This window comes from Chryseobacterium vietnamense (assembly GCF_031454475.1).
GTDB lineage: Bacteria > Bacteroidota > Bacteroidia > Flavobacteriales > Weeksellaceae > Chryseobacterium > Chryseobacterium vietnamense.
The window spans coordinates 86543-102275 of the sequence record NZ_JAVDQX010000007.1 but is presented as its reverse complement, the minus strand read 5'-3'; the positions used below and the strand labels follow the sequence as shown (position 1 = coordinate 102275).

The 15733-nt window shown below is 34.8% G+C and carries 21 protein-coding genes; 3 read left to right on the top strand and 18 right to left on the bottom strand.

The window, feature by feature from the left end:
* Nucleotides 1-23: 23 nt before the first annotated feature.
* From clpX to greA, 3 genes are all read right to left on the bottom strand, one after another.
* Nucleotides 24-1211: an ATP-dependent Clp protease ATP-binding subunit ClpX gene (gene clpX, locus J2786_RS21415; RefSeq protein ID WP_047429227.1), complete on the bottom strand. Its 1188-nt coding sequence runs from the start codon at nucleotides 1209-1211 to the stop codon at nucleotides 24-26.
* Between the two features lie 66 nt (nucleotides 1212-1277).
* Complete coding sequence (locus J2786_RS21410; RefSeq protein WP_047429226.1) at nucleotides 1278-1667, bottom strand: HIT family protein; 390 nt, start codon at nucleotides 1665-1667, stop codon at nucleotides 1278-1280.
* A 56-nt stretch (nucleotides 1668-1723) separates the two neighbouring features.
* Nucleotides 1724-2194, bottom strand: coding sequence for a transcription elongation factor GreA (gene greA, locus J2786_RS21405; RefSeq protein WP_047429224.1), 471 nt, complete (start codon nucleotides 2192-2194; stop codon nucleotides 1724-1726).
* Between the two features lie 109 nt (nucleotides 2195-2303).
* Between greA and J2786_RS21400 the strand changes: the two genes are divergently transcribed.
* On the top strand, nucleotides 2304-2759 hold the full coding sequence (locus tag J2786_RS21400) for a hypothetical protein (RefSeq protein ID WP_047429222.1): 456 nt from the start codon (nucleotides 2304-2306) through the stop codon (nucleotides 2757-2759).
* Between the two features lie 186 nt (nucleotides 2760-2945).
* Here J2786_RS21400 and J2786_RS21395 read toward each other — a convergent pair whose 3' ends face one another.
* Genes J2786_RS21395 through J2786_RS21385 form a run of 3 tightly spaced genes read right to left on the bottom strand, consistent with a single transcriptional unit; the run spans nucleotide 2946 to nucleotide 5004 of the window.
* Entirely contained in the window at nucleotides 2946-3341 is a 396-nt protein-coding gene (locus J2786_RS21395; protein WP_047429220.1) for a hypothetical protein, read from the bottom strand.
* Entirely contained in the window at nucleotides 3329-3526 is a 198-nt protein-coding gene (locus J2786_RS21390) for a hypothetical protein (protein WP_047429218.1), read from the bottom strand. Before J2786_RS21390 ends, J2786_RS21395 begins: the two co-directional genes overlap by 13 nt.
* 59 nt (nucleotides 3527-3585) lie before the next feature.
* Complete coding sequence (locus J2786_RS21385) at nucleotides 3586-5004, bottom strand: hypothetical protein (RefSeq protein ID WP_156121386.1); 1419 nt, start codon at nucleotides 5002-5004, stop codon at nucleotides 3586-3588.
* 251 nt (nucleotides 5005-5255) lie between these two features.
* On the opposite strand from J2786_RS21385, the gene dtd reads away from it, so the two are divergent.
* On the top strand, nucleotides 5256-5705 hold the full coding sequence (dtd, locus tag J2786_RS21380; RefSeq protein ID WP_047429215.1) for a D-aminoacyl-tRNA deacylase: 450 nt from the start codon (nucleotides 5256-5258) through the stop codon (nucleotides 5703-5705).
* 268 nt (nucleotides 5706-5973) lie between these two features.
* Nucleotides 5974-7632, top strand: coding sequence for a S8 family peptidase (locus J2786_RS21375; protein ID WP_052186902.1), 1659 nt, complete (start codon nucleotides 5974-5976; stop codon nucleotides 7630-7632).
* An 87-nt stretch (nucleotides 7633-7719) separates the two neighbouring features.
* Here the strand turns inward: J2786_RS21375 and J2786_RS21370 are convergent, their stop codons facing one another.
* From J2786_RS21370 to J2786_RS21315, 12 genes are all read right to left on the bottom strand, one after another.
* Entirely contained in the window at nucleotides 7720-8232 is a 513-nt protein-coding gene (locus J2786_RS21370; protein ID WP_142018992.1) for a hypothetical protein, read from the bottom strand.
* Between the two features lie 60 nt (nucleotides 8233-8292).
* Nucleotides 8293-8832, bottom strand: a complete 540-nt coding sequence (locus J2786_RS21365; protein ID WP_047429211.1) for a hypothetical protein — start codon at nucleotides 8830-8832, stop codon at nucleotides 8293-8295.
* Between the two features lie 54 nt (nucleotides 8833-8886).
* Nucleotides 8887-9591 (bottom strand): DUF1361 domain-containing protein, encoded by a 705-nt coding sequence (locus J2786_RS21360; protein WP_047429275.1) that lies wholly within the window; start codon nucleotides 9589-9591, stop codon nucleotides 8887-8889.
* A gap of 6 nt (nucleotides 9592-9597) precedes the next feature.
* Nucleotides 9598-10968: a DUF4153 domain-containing protein gene (locus tag J2786_RS21355; RefSeq protein WP_047429209.1), complete on the bottom strand. Its 1371-nt coding sequence runs from the start codon at nucleotides 10966-10968 to the stop codon at nucleotides 9598-9600.
* Nucleotides 10969-11010: 42 nt separating this feature from the next.
* Nucleotides 11011-11307: a hypothetical protein gene (locus tag J2786_RS21350; RefSeq protein ID WP_156121384.1), complete on the bottom strand. Its 297-nt coding sequence runs from the start codon at nucleotides 11305-11307 to the stop codon at nucleotides 11011-11013.
* Nucleotides 11308-11316: 9 nt separating this feature from the next.
* Nucleotides 11317-11802 (bottom strand): Coq4 family protein, encoded by a 486-nt coding sequence (locus J2786_RS21345; RefSeq protein WP_047429206.1) that lies wholly within the window; start codon nucleotides 11800-11802, stop codon nucleotides 11317-11319.
* A 50-nt stretch (nucleotides 11803-11852) separates the two neighbouring features.
* Nucleotides 11853-12125 carry a hypothetical protein gene (locus tag J2786_RS21340; protein ID WP_052186900.1) on the bottom strand — a complete coding sequence of 91 codons (273 nt, stop codon included), beginning with the start codon at nucleotides 12123-12125 and terminating at the stop codon, nucleotides 11853-11855.
* Between the two features lie 30 nt (nucleotides 12126-12155).
* Nucleotides 12156-12446, bottom strand: a complete 291-nt coding sequence (locus J2786_RS21335; protein WP_082001924.1) for a hypothetical protein — start codon at nucleotides 12444-12446, stop codon at nucleotides 12156-12158.
* 64 nt (nucleotides 12447-12510) lie between these two features.
* A complete protein-coding gene (locus J2786_RS21330; protein ID WP_047429204.1) occupies nucleotides 12511-12801 on the bottom strand; it encodes a winged helix-turn-helix domain-containing protein in 291 nt (96 codons plus the stop codon).
* A 6-nt stretch (nucleotides 12802-12807) separates the two neighbouring features.
* Nucleotides 12808-13422 (bottom strand): hypothetical protein, encoded by a 615-nt coding sequence (locus tag J2786_RS21325; RefSeq protein WP_047429201.1) that lies wholly within the window; start codon nucleotides 13420-13422, stop codon nucleotides 12808-12810.
* 4 nt (nucleotides 13423-13426) lie between these two features.
* Nucleotides 13427-14044 carry a hypothetical protein gene (locus J2786_RS21320; RefSeq protein ID WP_047429199.1) on the bottom strand — a complete coding sequence of 206 codons (618 nt, stop codon included), beginning with the start codon at nucleotides 14042-14044 and terminating at the stop codon, nucleotides 13427-13429.
* 172 nt (nucleotides 14045-14216) lie between these two features.
* Nucleotides 14217-15722, bottom strand: a complete 1506-nt coding sequence (locus J2786_RS21315; protein ID WP_047429197.1) for a RagB/SusD family nutrient uptake outer membrane protein — start codon at nucleotides 15720-15722, stop codon at nucleotides 14217-14219.
* Between the last annotated feature and the right edge of the window lie 11 nt (nucleotides 15723-15733).

Sequence of the window (15733 nt, the reverse complement as noted above, 5' to 3'; positions counted from 1 at the left end):
ATTTTTCTTAAAAAAAAAATATTTTATCTATTAATCAAAACATTATCTTCAGTTAAGATGATATCTTTCTCCTCTCCTATTGAAAACATATAGTCTTCTAGAACTTTTTCGGTAGTACCTCTGAGGCCTCTTGCACCTAGTCCTTTTTCAATAGTTTCCTCTACGATTTTTTCAATTGCTCCGTCTGTAATAACCAAATTTGTGCCATCCATTTTAAAAAGTTCCACAAATTGATTTACGATAGAGTTTTTAGGTTCTTTCATGATTCTTACCAACGTCTCTTTTGTGAGTTTATCGAGATAAGTAATGATTGGAAATCTCCCTAAAAGTTCCGGAATTAATCCGAAAGTACGAAGATCGATTGCATTAATATTTGTTAATATATATTCGTCTTCGTCGGTTTTATTGATTTTTTCAGAGCTGAAACCAATTGCCTGTTTGTTCATTCTTCTTTCGATGATTTCTTTGATCCCATCAAAAGCTCCTCCTGCAATAAATAAAATATTCTGAGTATTTACCTGGATATATTTCTGATCCGGGTGTTTTCTTCCTCCTTGTGGCGGAACATTCACAATACTTCCTTCCAGCAGTTTTAGTAATCCCTGCTGTACTCCTTCTCCTGAAACATCTCTTGTAATGCTTGGATTGTCTGATTTTCTGGCAATCTTATCAATCTCGTCAATGAAAACAATTCCTTTTTCAGCTTTTTCCACATCATAATCGGCTACCATCAGAAGTCTTGAAAGGATACTTTCAACATCTTCTCCTACATATCCTGCTTCAGTTAAAATGGTGGCATCTACAATACAGAAAGGAACATTAAGTTCTCTTGCGATCGTTTTTGCCAGAAGCGTTTTACCGGTTCCTGTCTCACCAATCATGATAATGTTCGACTTTTCCAGCTCTACTTCTCTGTTTTCGTCCTGGGCGTGCAGCAATCTTTTATAATGATTATATACAGCAATTGAAAGTTGCTTTTTTGCCTGATCCTGTCCGATCACGTACTGATCGAGGAATTCTTTGATCTCTTTCGGCTTTTTAAGGTCTTCCATGCTGTCTGCAGGTGAATATCCTGTTTTTGATGCACCATCTTTTACAATTGCATGGGCCTGCTCTATACAATTTTCACAAATAAAACCATTCTGGCCAGAAATCAGCATCTGTACTTCATTTCTTTTTCTGCCACAGAAAGAACATTGGTTGGAATTCATATGATATAATATATGTATATGTTAAAGAAAATCGTAAAAAATTACTTTTTTACGATTTTCTGGTTGTTAAGAATTAATAATTGAGTGTTGAATCTCTGTATATTCTTCGTTCGTTAATTTTAATCTTTCATTTCTGAAATTCATATCTTCCATCTTATTTAAAGGAATCAGATGGATGTGTGCATGAGGAACTTCAAGTCCTACCACTGCTACTCCTACTCTTACACATGGAACTGCAGTTTTGATCTTCTTGGCTACCTCTTGGGCAAATCCCCAAAGGTTTTTATATTCTTCACTTTCAAGATCAAAAATCAAATCCACTTCTTTTTTAGGTACTACTAAAGTATGACCCTTCACTAAAGGCATTGCGTCTAAGAATGCAATAAAGTTTTCATTTTCTGCAATCTTATAAGAGGGAATTTCGCCATTAATGATTTTTGTGAATATTGTGCTCATTTATCAGAAGTTTGGGTTAGATGTATAGAAATTTAGAAATAGAAATGAATATCAGACTATAAAGAGATGTCTAATACTTCAAAAGACAGTTTGTTTCCGTTGGGTAAAGTAATTTCAGCAATTTCGCCAATAGCTTTTCCTAACAGACCTTTTGCGATAGGTGTGTTCACAGAAATCCTTCCTGTCTTCAGGTCGCTTTCGTTATCCGGTACCAATGTAAATACCTGCTCTTGCTTGGTAGCATTATTTTTAAGTTTCACTGTTGTTAAGATTGAAACTTTTGAAGTATCTAATTGGCTTTCATCTATAATTTTAGAAGTAGAGATAACGTCTTTCAGCTTGGAAATTCTCATTTCAAGCATCCCCTGAGCCTCTTTAGCCGCATCGTATTCTGCATTTTCCGATAAATCTCCTTTATCTCTTGCTTCTGCGATCTGCTGAGTAATTTTTGGTCTCTCCACAGTTTCCAACTGTTCCAGCTCAGCTTTCATTTTCTCTAGGCCCTCCTTAGTTACATAGCTTGCCATAATTTTCAAAATTTAGTTTTAGTATAAAAAAATAATCCGACATTTGCCGGACAATGTTTTCGTGTTGTAATCGTTTAATTTTTACAAATATATAAAAATTTAAATTGAAATGAAAAAAACTTTTTCAATCTTATCCATTTTCATTCTGTTGATTTTCAGCAATTTAACCATAAACTCTTGTGGAAGCAGAGAAGATACTGTGAACTGCTTCCCGAATGTCCCTATCAATGTATCGCTTAACCTAAACCTTCCTGCTTATTACGTTTTGAACAATATTAATGGCTGGATTTATGTAAATGAACAACAGTCCGGAACCAGAGGATTGATTATTGTACGAACAGCAAACGGATTTAAAGTCTACGACAGGAATGCCCCACATATATGTCCTGATAACAATACAACACTTGAGGTAAAAGACAATATTGCCATTATATGTCCACAGGATAATACAAGATGGATCTTAAGTACGGGACAGCCGGAGTCCGGAGCTAAAACTTCTCTGCCGCCTAAAACTTATCCTTACAGTTATGATGCTGCAAGTAAAACTTTAAATGTTTATTATTAGAAAATAGAAACCGCAGAGATTTTCTGCGGTTTATTTTATTTTTCTTTCTTATAAATTGTATACAAAAAAGCAAACTATGACAAGAAAACTAATGCTATAATCTGTAAGAAAAATAAATCAAAACTGAAATCAGTTATTGTTTTCATATTTTCTAATTCCCACAATTAATATTGTGTTTTTAAGTGTTTATTCAAATGTTTTTATATGCTTGTAAAATTTATTGTCAATTTGAAATAATATTTCTTTTGACAAACATTTTTTTTCAAAACTTTTTTCGATACTGTAAATACTATCTTTTCTAGTTATCTTTTTTTTTATTGGTTGCAGTAAAAAATAAGCAACTTCCTCTTTACAAACATCACAAAATCTCACACCATGAACAAAATTATTATAATTTAAGCCTTTCGATTTATTATATTCTATATTTTTTTTATTAAAAAAAGAAAGCCTGTATTCATTTCTTTGCAGTTTTTCTAAATTGATAGAATCTTGTTCATTAATTTTAATAATACATGCTTGAGAAAAAACTAGTTTTATTTGCAATATAAATATTAAAAATATTAATTTAATTAAAGTTCCCATAACCAATAATTTGTATTAAAAGTGTTCATATATAAGTCCTTTTCAGATTGAGGTAACAAGTTCCATGCCTTTGTTCCCTTAAGACTACTCATCCAAACTACTGTTTTATATTCAACATCTGTATACTTATTTCCATAAACTTGTTTTAAAAACGCTGCAATTGTTGTAACATATTTCTGAGCCATATATTGATGTTGAAAGTCTGAATCATTTGTTTTAGCTTTTACATAAGCATTGAAAAGTTCTATATGTTTACATAGTCTAGTAGAGTTGCTTCATTAATACTACCATTAGTGTTAGCAACGACTAATAGTTGTCTTAAAATTTCCGCATGTATTAATTCATGCATAAATGTTCCTGAAATTACAACTTTTGGAATATTCGCCCAATCTTTATTTTTATTAAATGTAATTTTTATCCAATAATTAACCGGTTCTGAAGTCTCTGCTTGCGAATCAGGCTTTACAACTGAATCAATATCAAAGATTAAATGAGTCACAGCCCCTTCTGGCATAAAATTTTTTAAAATCTGATTAAAATTTGATGCAGTTTTAATTTTATTATAAATGCCATTAAGTTTTGAATGGTTTTTAAATTTAGTTGTTGGTTTTACTCTTGTAGGATCTGCCCAATCTTCAAAAAGCTCATTCTGTAAACTCCCACTTATTGGTTCTTCTAAAAACCAATTCTGAAATTGCTTATAAGCTGCATTAGGTGATATATTGGGATCAGCATAATTTTTAAAATAATTAATGCTCCAATGTAAAAACTGTGAATTATTTTGATTTAAATTATTATAAAAATACGAGAGCAGTTGTCCTCCAATATATTGATTATTCTGGATATATGTATATTCATCAGCTGTAAGTTCTGGAAGACCTGCTTCACTTAACATATAATTGAAACTGTCCTGAATTGACATTTCATTGGTAGTGCCACCTCCTGTACTACTTCCTCCCCCGTCATATGTTCCCATATTGGGAAATCCTTTAGGAGGCTGCCCTCCTCCTGAGCATACTTCTGTAATTTCTACAATATAATAAGGTTTCTGACTTGCTGTACATTGGGCTATTTGGCTGGGACTGTGATGTTCACCATTACATTCTACCTCAATAAGTCTGATGCTAAAGGAGCAGCCCGCTTTATTCATAGAATTCTTTGACATTGCAACCTTATCAGCAAGCGGTGCCCCATTAGAGAATTCTTTAACTCCCATAGGCCTCCCATCCATTGATGTAAATTCTACTGTTCCTGTAAAATTATCAATCTGATAGTTTTTAGTTCTGTCTTCAGGAGTATATTTTGCAGTAAATCCTATACTTTTATTTTCATTATCAATACTATACACCAAAACATCTGAAGATCGGTCCAAATGTTTGATTACAGTACTGTAAGAGGTGACATTATTCTGTACAATAACAGTTACTGTACTTTCATCAGATAAGGCAGAAAAGGAATCTACATTTTTACTGTAAACCTGTGAGGGATTGCTTTTAGCTTCTGTAAGATAGTTTTTGAAAGCTAAAGCTTCTTTAAGCTTGACTGTTTTTCTGTAATCAGATTGGGAAATATTGGTTTCAGAATTATCTGAGAGTTCTGTTCTACACCCAAACAGAAAGAGTGCTAATGCCATGAGCATTAATAATTTAATTTTTTTCATCATGTGTTGATTTAATTTAACGTTTCAAATATAAAATTTATTCCAGTACTTTACTGCTCTATTTTCGGGAATCTGCTCCCTTTTTTCGGGAGAAAGAATTTTTGTGAATTGGAAAGAGAGTTTTTGTTACTTTTGTTATAAATAAATATAATCAACCGACTCTCTGAAAAAGTAATTGAATTATATGAAGAACGCATCAGAGAGCTAAAAGGACAGTTAGAATTCTGGAAAACCAAAAACAGCTAAAATTTGTAATGAAGGTAGTTATACAAAGAGTCTCCGAAGCCAGTGTAAAAGTAGATGGAAAAACGGTTGGCGAAATCGGGAAAGGATTAATGTTGCTGGTAGGCATAGATGAAAATGATGAAAAGACAGATGCTGACTGGCTTGTAAAAAAGGTTTTAAACCTGAGAATCTTTGGTGATGAAGATGACAAGCTTAATCTTTCCGTGAAAGACATTTCGGGAGAAATCCTTTGTATTAGTCAGTTTACATTGATTGCAGATTACAAAAAAGGAAACAGACCTTCTTTCATAAAGGCAGCAAAACCGGATAAAGCAGTACCCCTTTTTGATTATTTTAAGGAAGAAATAGCCCAATCTGGATTAAGAACCGAAAGTGGAATCTTCGGAGCTGACATGAAGGTTTCTCTGGTCAATGACGGACCAGTTACCATTGTCATGGATTCTATTACCAAAAGCTAAACAGAGAAAGGCAAATGTATAAAATACACCGATACGCTTCAATTTATGAAGCGTATTTTTTTGATGGGTAAGTATAAAATTTGCGCTCTTAAACCTCACGGGTTTTTGAGAACCTGCAAGGTTATCATTCAAAAACAAAAAAAATCCTTTATACAAAAGAAAAGAGTAAAAAATTTAAAATTAAATTCACAAAAACGTGATTTGTTTTCATTTTATTATTATTTTTGGTGTAAATAAAAACTGATTTACAACCATTTAACAAAATTATATGAAATCAAGGATCAACCTTTTCGCATTATTTGCGTTCTGTTCTACTTTGTCTTTCGGACAGGACAGCCAGCCCAAAATGGCTAATGATCAAAATTCAATTATTTACGTATGCTTTTCAAAAGGCATCAATTCAGAAAAAACAGCTTTCAGCAGAAATGCAGACCTGGAAAGATTTTCACGGGAAAATCACATCTCATTCAAGTATGACCTGGATTTCACAGACAACAAACTTGACGAAATGGCCAGAAGCAGCAAAGCCATCGGTAATTCCGGAGAATCTGTGGAAAAACTGAAAAGAATTTATAAGGCTGATATTCCTCTTCAAAACAAAGAAGCCTCAGAAAAAATCATCCATATTCTTGAGAGATTTCCTGAAATAGAATACGTTTCTGTCATGAGCGCCGAACCTATTGAACCGCCATTAGTAAATGCTTTTGTAGTGACTCCTGATCTGGAAAGCCTGCAGACCTACCTGAATGACAATCCGGGAATCAATGCGAAATATGCATGGTCAAGAGGTATCACAGGACAGAATATCCGTGTGCGTGATGTAGAATATGGTTTCTATAAAACTCATGAGATGCTGTCTAACCAAAATTCAATACAACTTGAGCCCGGCTATTCTCCTAATGCCGGATTAGCCAATAACAATTACCGTGACCACGGAACTGCTGTGGTAAGTATTTTAGGTTCAATAAAAGATAATACAGGACTTACCGGAGCTGCTTACAGTGCTTCTGAAATAAAGGGTTATATGGAATGGACTACTGTGGGATACAACCGGGCTTCTGCAGTGAGCAGATCTATTAATGCATCTCAGGCAGGAGATATTATTTTATATGAAATGCAGACTGGTGGAAAAGACGGCCAGTATTGCCCTGCGGAATATGATAAAGTAATCTGGGATCTTACAAAAGCTGCTACCGATTCAGGAATTATCATCATTGCAGCAGCAGGGAATGGAAACCAGAACCTGGATGATCCGTTTTATGCAACCTATCTTGCAAGAGGAAACAGCGGGGCTATTATTGTAGGGGCGGGATCTCCTAATACAACCCATTCGAAATTAAGCTTCAGTACTTTTGGAAACAGAGTGGATGTTCAGGGCTGGGGAAGCAGTGTGATGGCAGCGGGTTATGGATCTTATGCGAAATATGACAATGACAACAACAGAACTTATAATTATTTCAGCGGTACAAGTTCTGCAACACCGGTAGTTTCTTCTGCGGCTATTTTGATCCAGTCTTTCTATCGTCAAACTACAGGTCAATATTTAACGCCTTCTGCAATGAAAAACCTTTTAATTTCAACTGGAATTCCTCAGGGAGGAACGGTAACTGGCCAAAAGATCGGGCCTCTTCCTAATGTGAAGAATGCTATTCTTCAGCTGGAAAGCAAATTTGCAACACCTGTTAAAACTTTATCTGCCTTAGAGGTTAAGATTTATCCTAATCCTTCCAGCAGTTCCATTGCTATTCAAAGCAGTGAAAATAAAAAACTGGATGTAGAGATTATTAATCTCCAGGGACGTACTGTTATCAAAAGTTCGGTTTTACCGAATGAGAAAATTGACATTTCACACCTACCAACTGGTCAATACATGATCAACATCAATGAAGGCCAGAGAAGAGTGGTTGAGAAACTGACAAAACTCTAAAAACAAAAGATTTTTATACATTTTATTTCACATTAAACCCTCTTTCAGAAGGCTGAAAGAGGGTTTTTTATAGTATTTTTTATATAATTATTTCGCAGGAACGCTGCTGAAATTAAGCGCTACCTTGATATTCATGTCTGAAGTGGTCTGATTCTTCAGTTCATAAACTGTTCTTACGGTTAATCCTGAACTTTTTACAATTTCATCCAGAAATCCGGTATCATTAAGATCAAGGTTCAAGCTGGAAGAATTGGTGGAGATATTGGAACGTGATGCAACCAATCTTTCTCCTGTTCCGTTAGATGAAACGTAGATCTTTACAGTTTTGAATGCACTCAGATTTCCTCCGGAAGGAGATGCCACAGAGATTTTCGCATCTGAAATTCTTACGTCTTTAATTTTTGCATTGTTATTTCCTCCGAACCAGGTCTGCACATTGGTAGCTGTTGCAGTGGAAGACACTTCCTTATCTGCAGGAACTCCCGTAGAAATCAGAACATTCGTTGTGTATGGAAATGTATTCTGAACCAGCGACTGTACGGTTCCGCAACTTACAAGTACGGCTGAGGCGGCCATTGCTGTTAGAACTATATTTTTCATAATGTTAAATTTTAAACTTCAGTGTTTAGTTTGCAGAAATTGTACCAAATTGATTGATTATTATTCCACAGTTACCGTGAAACTTCCTTTTGTATTTCCCGACGCCATGTTACTTTTTCCTATAATCAGCCACACTTCCCCATTTCCGGGAGTATCATAAGTGATTTCTCTTCCGAAAGGTCCGTCGTAGTTTCCATTGGGAAGCCTGATTTGATTGAAACGAATATTAAAGTCTTTCTCTTTTGTTGAAATTTTCGCTTTGATATTGGGACGGTCATAACGGGTCAGTTTTAAAATCAAATCCTGATCATCTTTTGTAAATTCTTCTCCGATTGTAAAAGGCAGCTGGTTAGCGTCTGCAGTTCTTATGATCTGACCATCTTTTTCATCTCTCATTACCCCTTTGCGTAATACTTCCTTCGTGGCCGGAGCATTGTTAATAATTGAATCTTTTTTTCTCAGTGCTACAGAATCTGTTTTCACCACAGAGTCCGGCATTTCTGTTACTACTGTAGAATCTTTCTCCGGAACGTTTGTCACCGCAGGTTCTTTTTTACAGGCAACAATAATCAAAGGAATTAACAATAAGCTTTTTTTCATAATAATTAATTTAAAAAATGGATCAGCATTTATTATGCTGAGCTCATTTAAATGCTAAAATTGTTCCAATTCGTTTAATGATTTATTTTCTGCCTGCAATTCTTTTTCATCATTTGTTCCCGCCCATTTAAATGTAAAGTACATAAAGTTGAGCATAATTCCCATCAAAAGCGTAACACCCCATGTTTTGGTATATTCCATAGGATAGATGAATCTTACCACAATATCTGAGAACAGACCGAAAGGATTATTGAGTACATCCCAGCTGTTCCATCTCAAAAACCGGCCAAGATAAACTCCAAAGCTGCTCATGAACAGGAAAAATACAATCACTCCATTGATGATATTTCTTTTTCCATAGTCAGAAAGCCGTCTTTCAATATCATTAAGACTTATGAAACCACAGATCAGCCCTGTCCAGGCATAGGAAAGAATAACAATAAGGTCATACCAGACCGGTATATCATTTCTTGCTCTGAGGTGAAAAAGATCCGTAAGAATGTAGGGAGAATTGGGGAAGAACAATATCCAGACTACGATAATAAAGATGAGTGAAATTTTACTTCTGATACGAAAGGCAAAAATAAAAGAACTTAGTAATAAGGGAATCCATGCCAGAAAAAGATTCCAGTTGAGAAACAAAAAAACTTTTGTATCGCTGATATAGTATCTGAAAGCAGAAAGGCTGAAGCAGAATATGGTCATCATTATCAACAATACATTAATTTTAAATCTTGAGGATTCTAGAAAGTTTTTCATGATCATTTATTTTATAGTCTGATAATACAAAATCTTTGAAAGGAAAGTTTTAGAAGTTTCGTTTTTCACCTTATTCTGTAAGGTATTTCTAAGTTTCTGATCATTTTTTTCATCTGCATATTTCAGGAGTGCCTTTTCGCTGAAGTTGATGGAAGTTAAATGATAATTGACTGCAAAATCTTTTCGTTTCATATTCTGGGAAGTAATAAAACCACCCCAGTTGAAGTAACTGCATACGAGAACTGTTCCATAAAAAAACCAAATCATTGTATTGACAAGGAAAATGTTTCTTTTCTGTTTTTGGATTTTAATATAAGTAAGGACCAGGCCAACAAGCGATAACAAAAGAAAAGCAAAAACTCCTAACCTTTTATAGGTAAATGCATAATTAACAATATACTCGTAGTTTTTAAGTGCTGCAGAAACTACAAGAATAGCATTGAGGAATATCCAGATTTTGGCTAAGATTTTCAATAAACCTGCTTTTGGATCAAAATTAAATCCGGATTTAAAATAAAACATGATCACCAGAATTGCCATAACAATAGACATAATCACAGCATTTACTCTTTCATGGGTTTCTTCTGAAAGCTGAACCGGTGTTTTTACTGCTTCATAAAACTGTTCATAATTATAAGTAATAATAAAGAACACCAATAAAACATTCAACAGGACAAAAGAGATTACTCCACTCATTCTTTCTGCATCTAGGTCAAGAAAAGAATAAGTAGCCTTTGGAACCCGGGAATCTTTGCTGAAATCGTTATCCAAAACATGATTATTTTTATAGATGAGTTTTTCCACCGCATAATTCCAGTAATTAAAAGCAATAAAAAATCCTAAAACCGAGAGACAGAATATCTGCCAAATGTTAAGATCCCACTCATAATCTGTGAAAAGGGCTGCAAAATGATTACTTCCTGCAGAATAAATTCCAAAGAAAACAGAAACAAGTACCAGCGGAATCAAAATGAAAGCCAATGTCTTTTGCCATAACCCGGGAACATTCTTTTTAGGAAGCCATTCGTCAAAGCTAAAAAAACGGCAGAATGATGTGCAGCAATTCACAATAAAAACAGGAATTAAAAAGAGAACCTTCAACCTTCTGTTCTTTGATTTATATCCCATTAAAAGGAGTGAGCTCACCACCGCTATGAAGGATGGAAAATCTCCAAACCATGCAAATGCAATGCTTGATAGAATGCTTGTTGCAAAAAGAGCGTACAATGTTCTTGTTTTATTTTTTTCAGGTGTTCTAAACAACGTTAATACAGCGTAGGAAATTCCCAGAATCCCAAGGTTCAATCCTACCTCCTGATCATAAAAAACGATGACAAAGAGAATAGCTGTAAGAAATATATAATGATGTGTTTTCATGATGTTTATTATTTAAAAGATGAAAGATGAACTGTTTAAGGCTTAGCTAAAATTGAAAAACATGGTAAGGTAGAGTAAGGTAACAGGAATGTTGAGCAACAGAAGAAGAACAGAATTTCCATTACTCTTCTTTCCGGAAACATCACTCAGATATTCCATCAGTTCATATAAGGTGATCAACAGGTTGGTTACAGCAGCAATCACTACGTAATAAAATCCGAATATGATCAGAAATTCTGCCTCCGTAATCCAAAATAAGATCAATAAGAATGTGCCCAGCAAAAAGGAAATTAAAAATGTTTTTTCTCCCAACGGGCTGAATTTTATTTTTCTCATCATCTTTAGTTTTTAATGAAGAACTACCGTTTCTTTTTGTTGAATAAAATCCATTACATGCTCATAATTCTGCCACAGCAGTTCTTCAAAATCCCAATGGTGAAAGGCTCTCATATTTTGGCCCTTTTTATAGGCTTTGATATAAATTTTCACATATTCCGGGAGAATAATTGTTCCCAATACGATTGCTGCCAGAAGGTGTGCATTGAGTTTGCCGTTTCCAAGGAGCAGATACTGCATGGCTATTTCATCTTCGAAGTGGGTTCCACAACCAGTAATCAGATGGTGTACATCATGATTTTCCATTTTGGGAATCATAGAAAAACCGTGTTTCCTGTAAAACTCTCCCAATTTTCGGCCTAAAGAATCTTCCTGAAATTCCAACAGTTGTTTTTCATTGAACTGCCACTGTCTTTTTTTCTTTTTGAAATATTTTCTGTATAATTTTTGAGTTTTATCATACACAAAAAGCAGAAACTGAACACGTATTTTTTTCATGCCGTATTATTTAAAAATTAGATATTTATGAATATTAATTATTGAAAAAGCTAAGACCTATCACGGCGTACAGAAATGCAATGGGAATATTGGCCTATGGCTATCATACATTCTTTAAATTTTGATGTATTTATAACACCATATGTCAAAAATCCCAGTATACATAATAAATTGACTGGTACTCCGAAAACGATTAGCAGATAACCTGCTCCGGCAAACCCGTTATTTTTTGTAATAAGAGCTCCTAAAAGACAAAGAGTTCCAATTGAAAAAAACACTCCGAATACTGCCTTACCCAGATCTATTATTTCTGAATCTTTCATTATTATTCAGGATTAATCACAAATCAAATTTTAGCTTCCGGCAAACGGACTTCCGAAAATTCCTACTGCCAGTTCGATCCAGATCAATGCAAGAACAGCCAGAATAAAAAACGAGATGAGAACTTTCTGACTTTGTTTCTTTATTCTGCTTCTAACGAGGTTGATCAGAAAAGCGGTTGTAAAAAGCAAAGCTCCTGCAATCAGGAAATCTGAAACTGACCAGTTAACTTCTTTAGACACTAGATTTCCAACCAATGGAATACTGAGTAAAGCCAACGGAAGGGCATAAATTGCAATTGTTGTTTGTTTGTGTGTCATCATTTTATTTAATTTTTAATTATAAAGTACTTTGTAATTCAAAGTTAATTTTCAAAAAAATATAGGACTATCGTCCCAGTAATTTCTCAAGAGCATCTAAATGCTCATTAAATGCCTGTCTTCCACGTTGTGTAACGCGATAAGATGTTTTGGGTTTCTTCCCTACAAATTCTTTTTTCACTTCGATATATTCTGCTTTTTCCAGGGCATTGCTGTGACTCGCCAGATTTCCGTCTGTAATTTCGAGCAGGTTTTTCATTTCAGAAAAGTCAACCCAGTCGTTGACCATAAGAACAGACATAATGCCCAATCTCACACGGCTTTCGAATTCTTTATTGAGCTGACTTATTTTGATCATAATTTCTTAATTCTTATTAGGAAAACACTGATTTCCGATTGCTCCTCCTCCGTATTGAAAAGCTAAATTTCTGTTTACCAATATATATTCACAACCGTCATTATATTTACTTCGGTCAGTATTTATTTCTTGAAAAACATTAAAAGAAAACATTCCCAAACCACTTCTTTTAAAGCCTATTTTCAAAGGTTCTCCATCTTCTATAGAAATACAGTTTGCTTTATCTAATTTATTTTTTAAAACGGCAGTCTGTTCTTCGTTCCATCCTGCTATATCTTTAAGCTTTTCTGTAAATAGAACATTAGAACTTACATTCCAGTCTTGATAAACCACATTGGATGAACCTTTATATGTTATTCTTAATCTTTCAAGTATTTTATCATTTTTAAATTCTATATCTACAGAATAATTTTCAGGCTTAATTGTATTATAATATTTAATTAAATCTGCGATTTCAACTTCTCTCAAGTAATACTCTTCTTTCAGTTCAGAAACTGAATAACTTTTATCAAAGCTTCCAAAAGCATAACCAATGATTAAAATCACTGCAATAAAACCTACTAAGAACAAACCACCAATGGCAGAAAGTATTATAATGAAATATTTGAATACTTTATTCATTTTACTATTTATACTTCTTATGCATGATCAATCCGTACACAATATGTAAAACACCGAAACCAATTGCCCAAAACAGCAATCCCCATCCTAAAAAGAACAAAGAAATAAGCCCTAAAATAATCTCCAGATATCCTAAATACTTTACATCCGTTAATGTATATCGTTCTGCTGCTACCAGAGCCAATCCATAAAAAATAAGAGTAGCTGGAGCAATGAAAACAAAAAGATGATGATAAAGCAGAGCGAGACAAAAGACACCGCCTGCTACCAAAGGCACTGCAAAGGTAATCAAAAGTCGCTTTGTAGTGGCATCCCAGATCTTCAAACCTTTCTTTTTGCTTTTATGGGCTGTAAAAATATAACCGCTAAGGACTGCAACAACCAAAATAACAATTCCGATCAGGACAAGTTCTTTTACCAAGGCTGGGCCTAAAATATTTCTGTCCCCATCAAAATAACTGATTCCTTCCCGCTGAAAAACGAAATACACATATACAGCTCCAATAATGGCCGTTAATCCCGCAACAACTCCTGATAATCCACTTAGAGAAATAAATCTGGAAGAACGTTCCATCATGGAACGGATATGGGATAAGTCTTCGTGATAGTTTTTTGAATCCATAAAAAGAACTTTGAATTACAAAGTTAAAATTAATTTTTAATCTGCCAACGCCTTATTTTAAATTTTAAAATATTTTTTTCTGAAGACCTCATCATTTATTTACTCCCAGTAATAAAAAAAAGAGAACCCCGCTAAAGCAGGATTCTCAATCATATATTAAAATCTGTACGTGTTATAATGGATTCTGAACAATCAATGGGTTGGCATTGATTTCAGCTCTTGGAATCAGGAATTCCCAACGTAAGTCCGTATTAGCTACGGTCATTAAGTTATTGGTAACTACCGAGGAATGATTAGCGCCTGTTCTGTCTAACCCTTGGTTTAGTCTCTTCAAATCTAAGAATCTGAAACCTTCACCCCAGAACTCCAGCCTTCTGCTGTTAAGGATTTCAGTGATATAGGCGGTTCCTGTTGTTGTAGCCCCAGTATAAGAAGGGTTTCTGTTTTTTGCAAACACATCAAAAACAGCTTTCGATCCTGCTTCGTTTCCTGATCTGGCTAAAGCTTCCGCTTCAATAAGATACATTTCTGCGGATCGCATATAAGGAACATCTACTCTACTGTCTCCCTGACTTGCAGCAAGAAACTTCTGGCTTGTATATGGGAATTTAGAATATGTTGAAGGTAAAGCAAGTGCTGTATGTGCACCCGTTGGATCAAAATTCTTAGTTCTTACATCTGTAGACGGGAATGATAAAAATAATTTACTGTTGATTGCTTTAGGGGCCTGACGAATATTTGTAGAGTTAAAGTTCCTTGACATATAAGCACCAAAATTTGAGAATGAATCACCTTGGTCTGCTATGATTATAGCACCCCACATCCATTCACCATTAGCAGCTAAATTATTGAATCCTGCCGTATAAGCTGTATTATCCATCAAAGCAAATCCTACACGTGCTGATTGAGCTGCCGTTACTGCCGCCGCATAATTACCTTGTGTTAATGCAATTCTGGCTCTTAGTCCTAAAATCACCTTATCATTAAAATGTGATTTTGTAGCTCTGGTAACCCCTGCTAATCTGCTAGCAGCCTCATCAAGGTCTTTATTAATCTGAGTATATACTTCTTCTACTGTATTTCTTGCCAAAGGAATTTCATTCGCTACCAATCTGATAGGAACTCCCAGCTGGGTATTGTTTGCACCTGGCACATATCTTTTACCATAGATTTGAACTAACATGTAATAACAGAAAGCTCTGAATGCATAAGCCTCACCAATAGCCGTTTTAATAGTAGCAGCATCAGCTGCATTGGGTGCAGGTACTGAGGGACCATTAGCAATTACAAGATTTGCATTTCTGATTAATGCATAATAAAACTGATAAGGGTAGAACGCATTAGACGCACTATCGTTTACCTGATCCTGCCATCTGACAGTTGAAACATACCACCCGTTTCCCGTAGAAGGAAATACAAGATCATCTGCTAAAGCATCCATCATGATCATAATCCCTCCCTGACCATTCTGACCCTGGCTATCATTCTGTCTGTAATACATATCTCTATGCATTCCGTTAATGATTGCCATTAGATTGGCAGCACTTGAGTAAGCCGCTTCTTCCGAAGCTGCAGTGGTAGGATCTGTTTCAAGATAATCACTCTCACATGAAACCGTTCCCGTAAAGACTGAAAGAACAACAGCCCACTTTATATATTGTTTTGCGATATTTTTCATTACTTATTTTT

Coding starts and splice junctions, on each gene's coding strand:
- clpX (WP_047429227.1), bottom strand. CDS start 1,211: ATGAATTCCAACCAATGTTCTTTCTGTGGCAGAAAAAGAAATGAAGTA.
- J2786_RS21410 (WP_047429226.1), bottom strand. CDS start 1,667: ATGAGCACAATATTCACAAAAATCATTAATGGCGAAATTCCCTCTTAT.
- greA (WP_047429224.1), bottom strand. CDS start 2,194: ATGGCAAGCTATGTAACTAAGGAGGGCCTAGAGAAAATGAAAGCTGAG.
- J2786_RS21400 (WP_047429222.1), top strand. CDS start 2,304: ATGAAAAAAACTTTTTCAATCTTATCCATTTTCATTCTGTTGATTTTC.
- J2786_RS21395 (WP_047429220.1), bottom strand. CDS start 3,341: ATGGGAACTTTAATTAAATTAATATTTTTAATATTTATATTGCAAATA.
- J2786_RS21390 (WP_047429218.1), bottom strand. CDS start 3,526: ATGGCTCAGAAATATGTTACAACAATTGCAGCGTTTTTAAAACAAGTT.
- J2786_RS21385 (WP_156121386.1), bottom strand. CDS start 5,004: ATGATGAAAAAAATTAAATTATTAATGCTCATGGCATTAGCACTCTTT.
- dtd (WP_047429215.1), top strand. CDS start 5,256: ATGAAGGTAGTTATACAAAGAGTCTCCGAAGCCAGTGTAAAAGTAGAT.
- J2786_RS21375 (WP_052186902.1), top strand. CDS start 5,974: ATGAAATCAAGGATCAACCTTTTCGCATTATTTGCGTTCTGTTCTACT.
- J2786_RS21370 (WP_142018992.1), bottom strand. CDS start 8,232: ATGAAAAATATAGTTCTAACAGCAATGGCCGCCTCAGCCGTACTTGTA.
- J2786_RS21365 (WP_047429211.1), bottom strand. CDS start 8,832: ATGAAAAAAAGCTTATTGTTAATTCCTTTGATTATTGTTGCCTGTAAA.
- J2786_RS21360 (WP_047429275.1), bottom strand. CDS start 9,591: ATGAAAAACTTTCTAGAATCCTCAAGATTTAAAATTAATGTATTGTTG.
- J2786_RS21355 (WP_047429209.1), bottom strand. CDS start 10,968: ATGAAAACACATCATTATATATTTCTTACAGCTATTCTCTTTGTCATC.
- J2786_RS21350 (WP_156121384.1), bottom strand. CDS start 11,307: ATGATGAGAAAAATAAAATTCAGCCCGTTGGGAGAAAAAACATTTTTA.
- J2786_RS21345 (WP_047429206.1), bottom strand. CDS start 11,802: ATGAAAAAAATACGTGTTCAGTTTCTGCTTTTTGTGTATGATAAAACT.
- J2786_RS21340 (WP_052186900.1), bottom strand. CDS start 12,125: ATGAAAGATTCAGAAATAATAGATCTGGGTAAGGCAGTATTCGGAGTG.
- J2786_RS21335 (WP_082001924.1), bottom strand. CDS start 12,446: ATGATGACACACAAACAAACAACAATTGCAATTTATGCCCTTCCGTTG.
- J2786_RS21330 (WP_047429204.1), bottom strand. CDS start 12,801: ATGATCAAAATAAGTCAGCTCAATAAAGAATTCGAAAGCCGTGTGAGA.
- J2786_RS21325 (WP_047429201.1), bottom strand. CDS start 13,422: ATGAATAAAGTATTCAAATATTTCATTATAATACTTTCTGCCATTGGT.
- J2786_RS21320 (WP_047429199.1), bottom strand. CDS start 14,044: ATGGATTCAAAAAACTATCACGAAGACTTATCCCATATCCGTTCCATG.
- J2786_RS21315 (WP_047429197.1), bottom strand. CDS start 15,722: ATGAAAAATATCGCAAAACAATATATAAAGTGGGCTGTTGTTCTTTCA.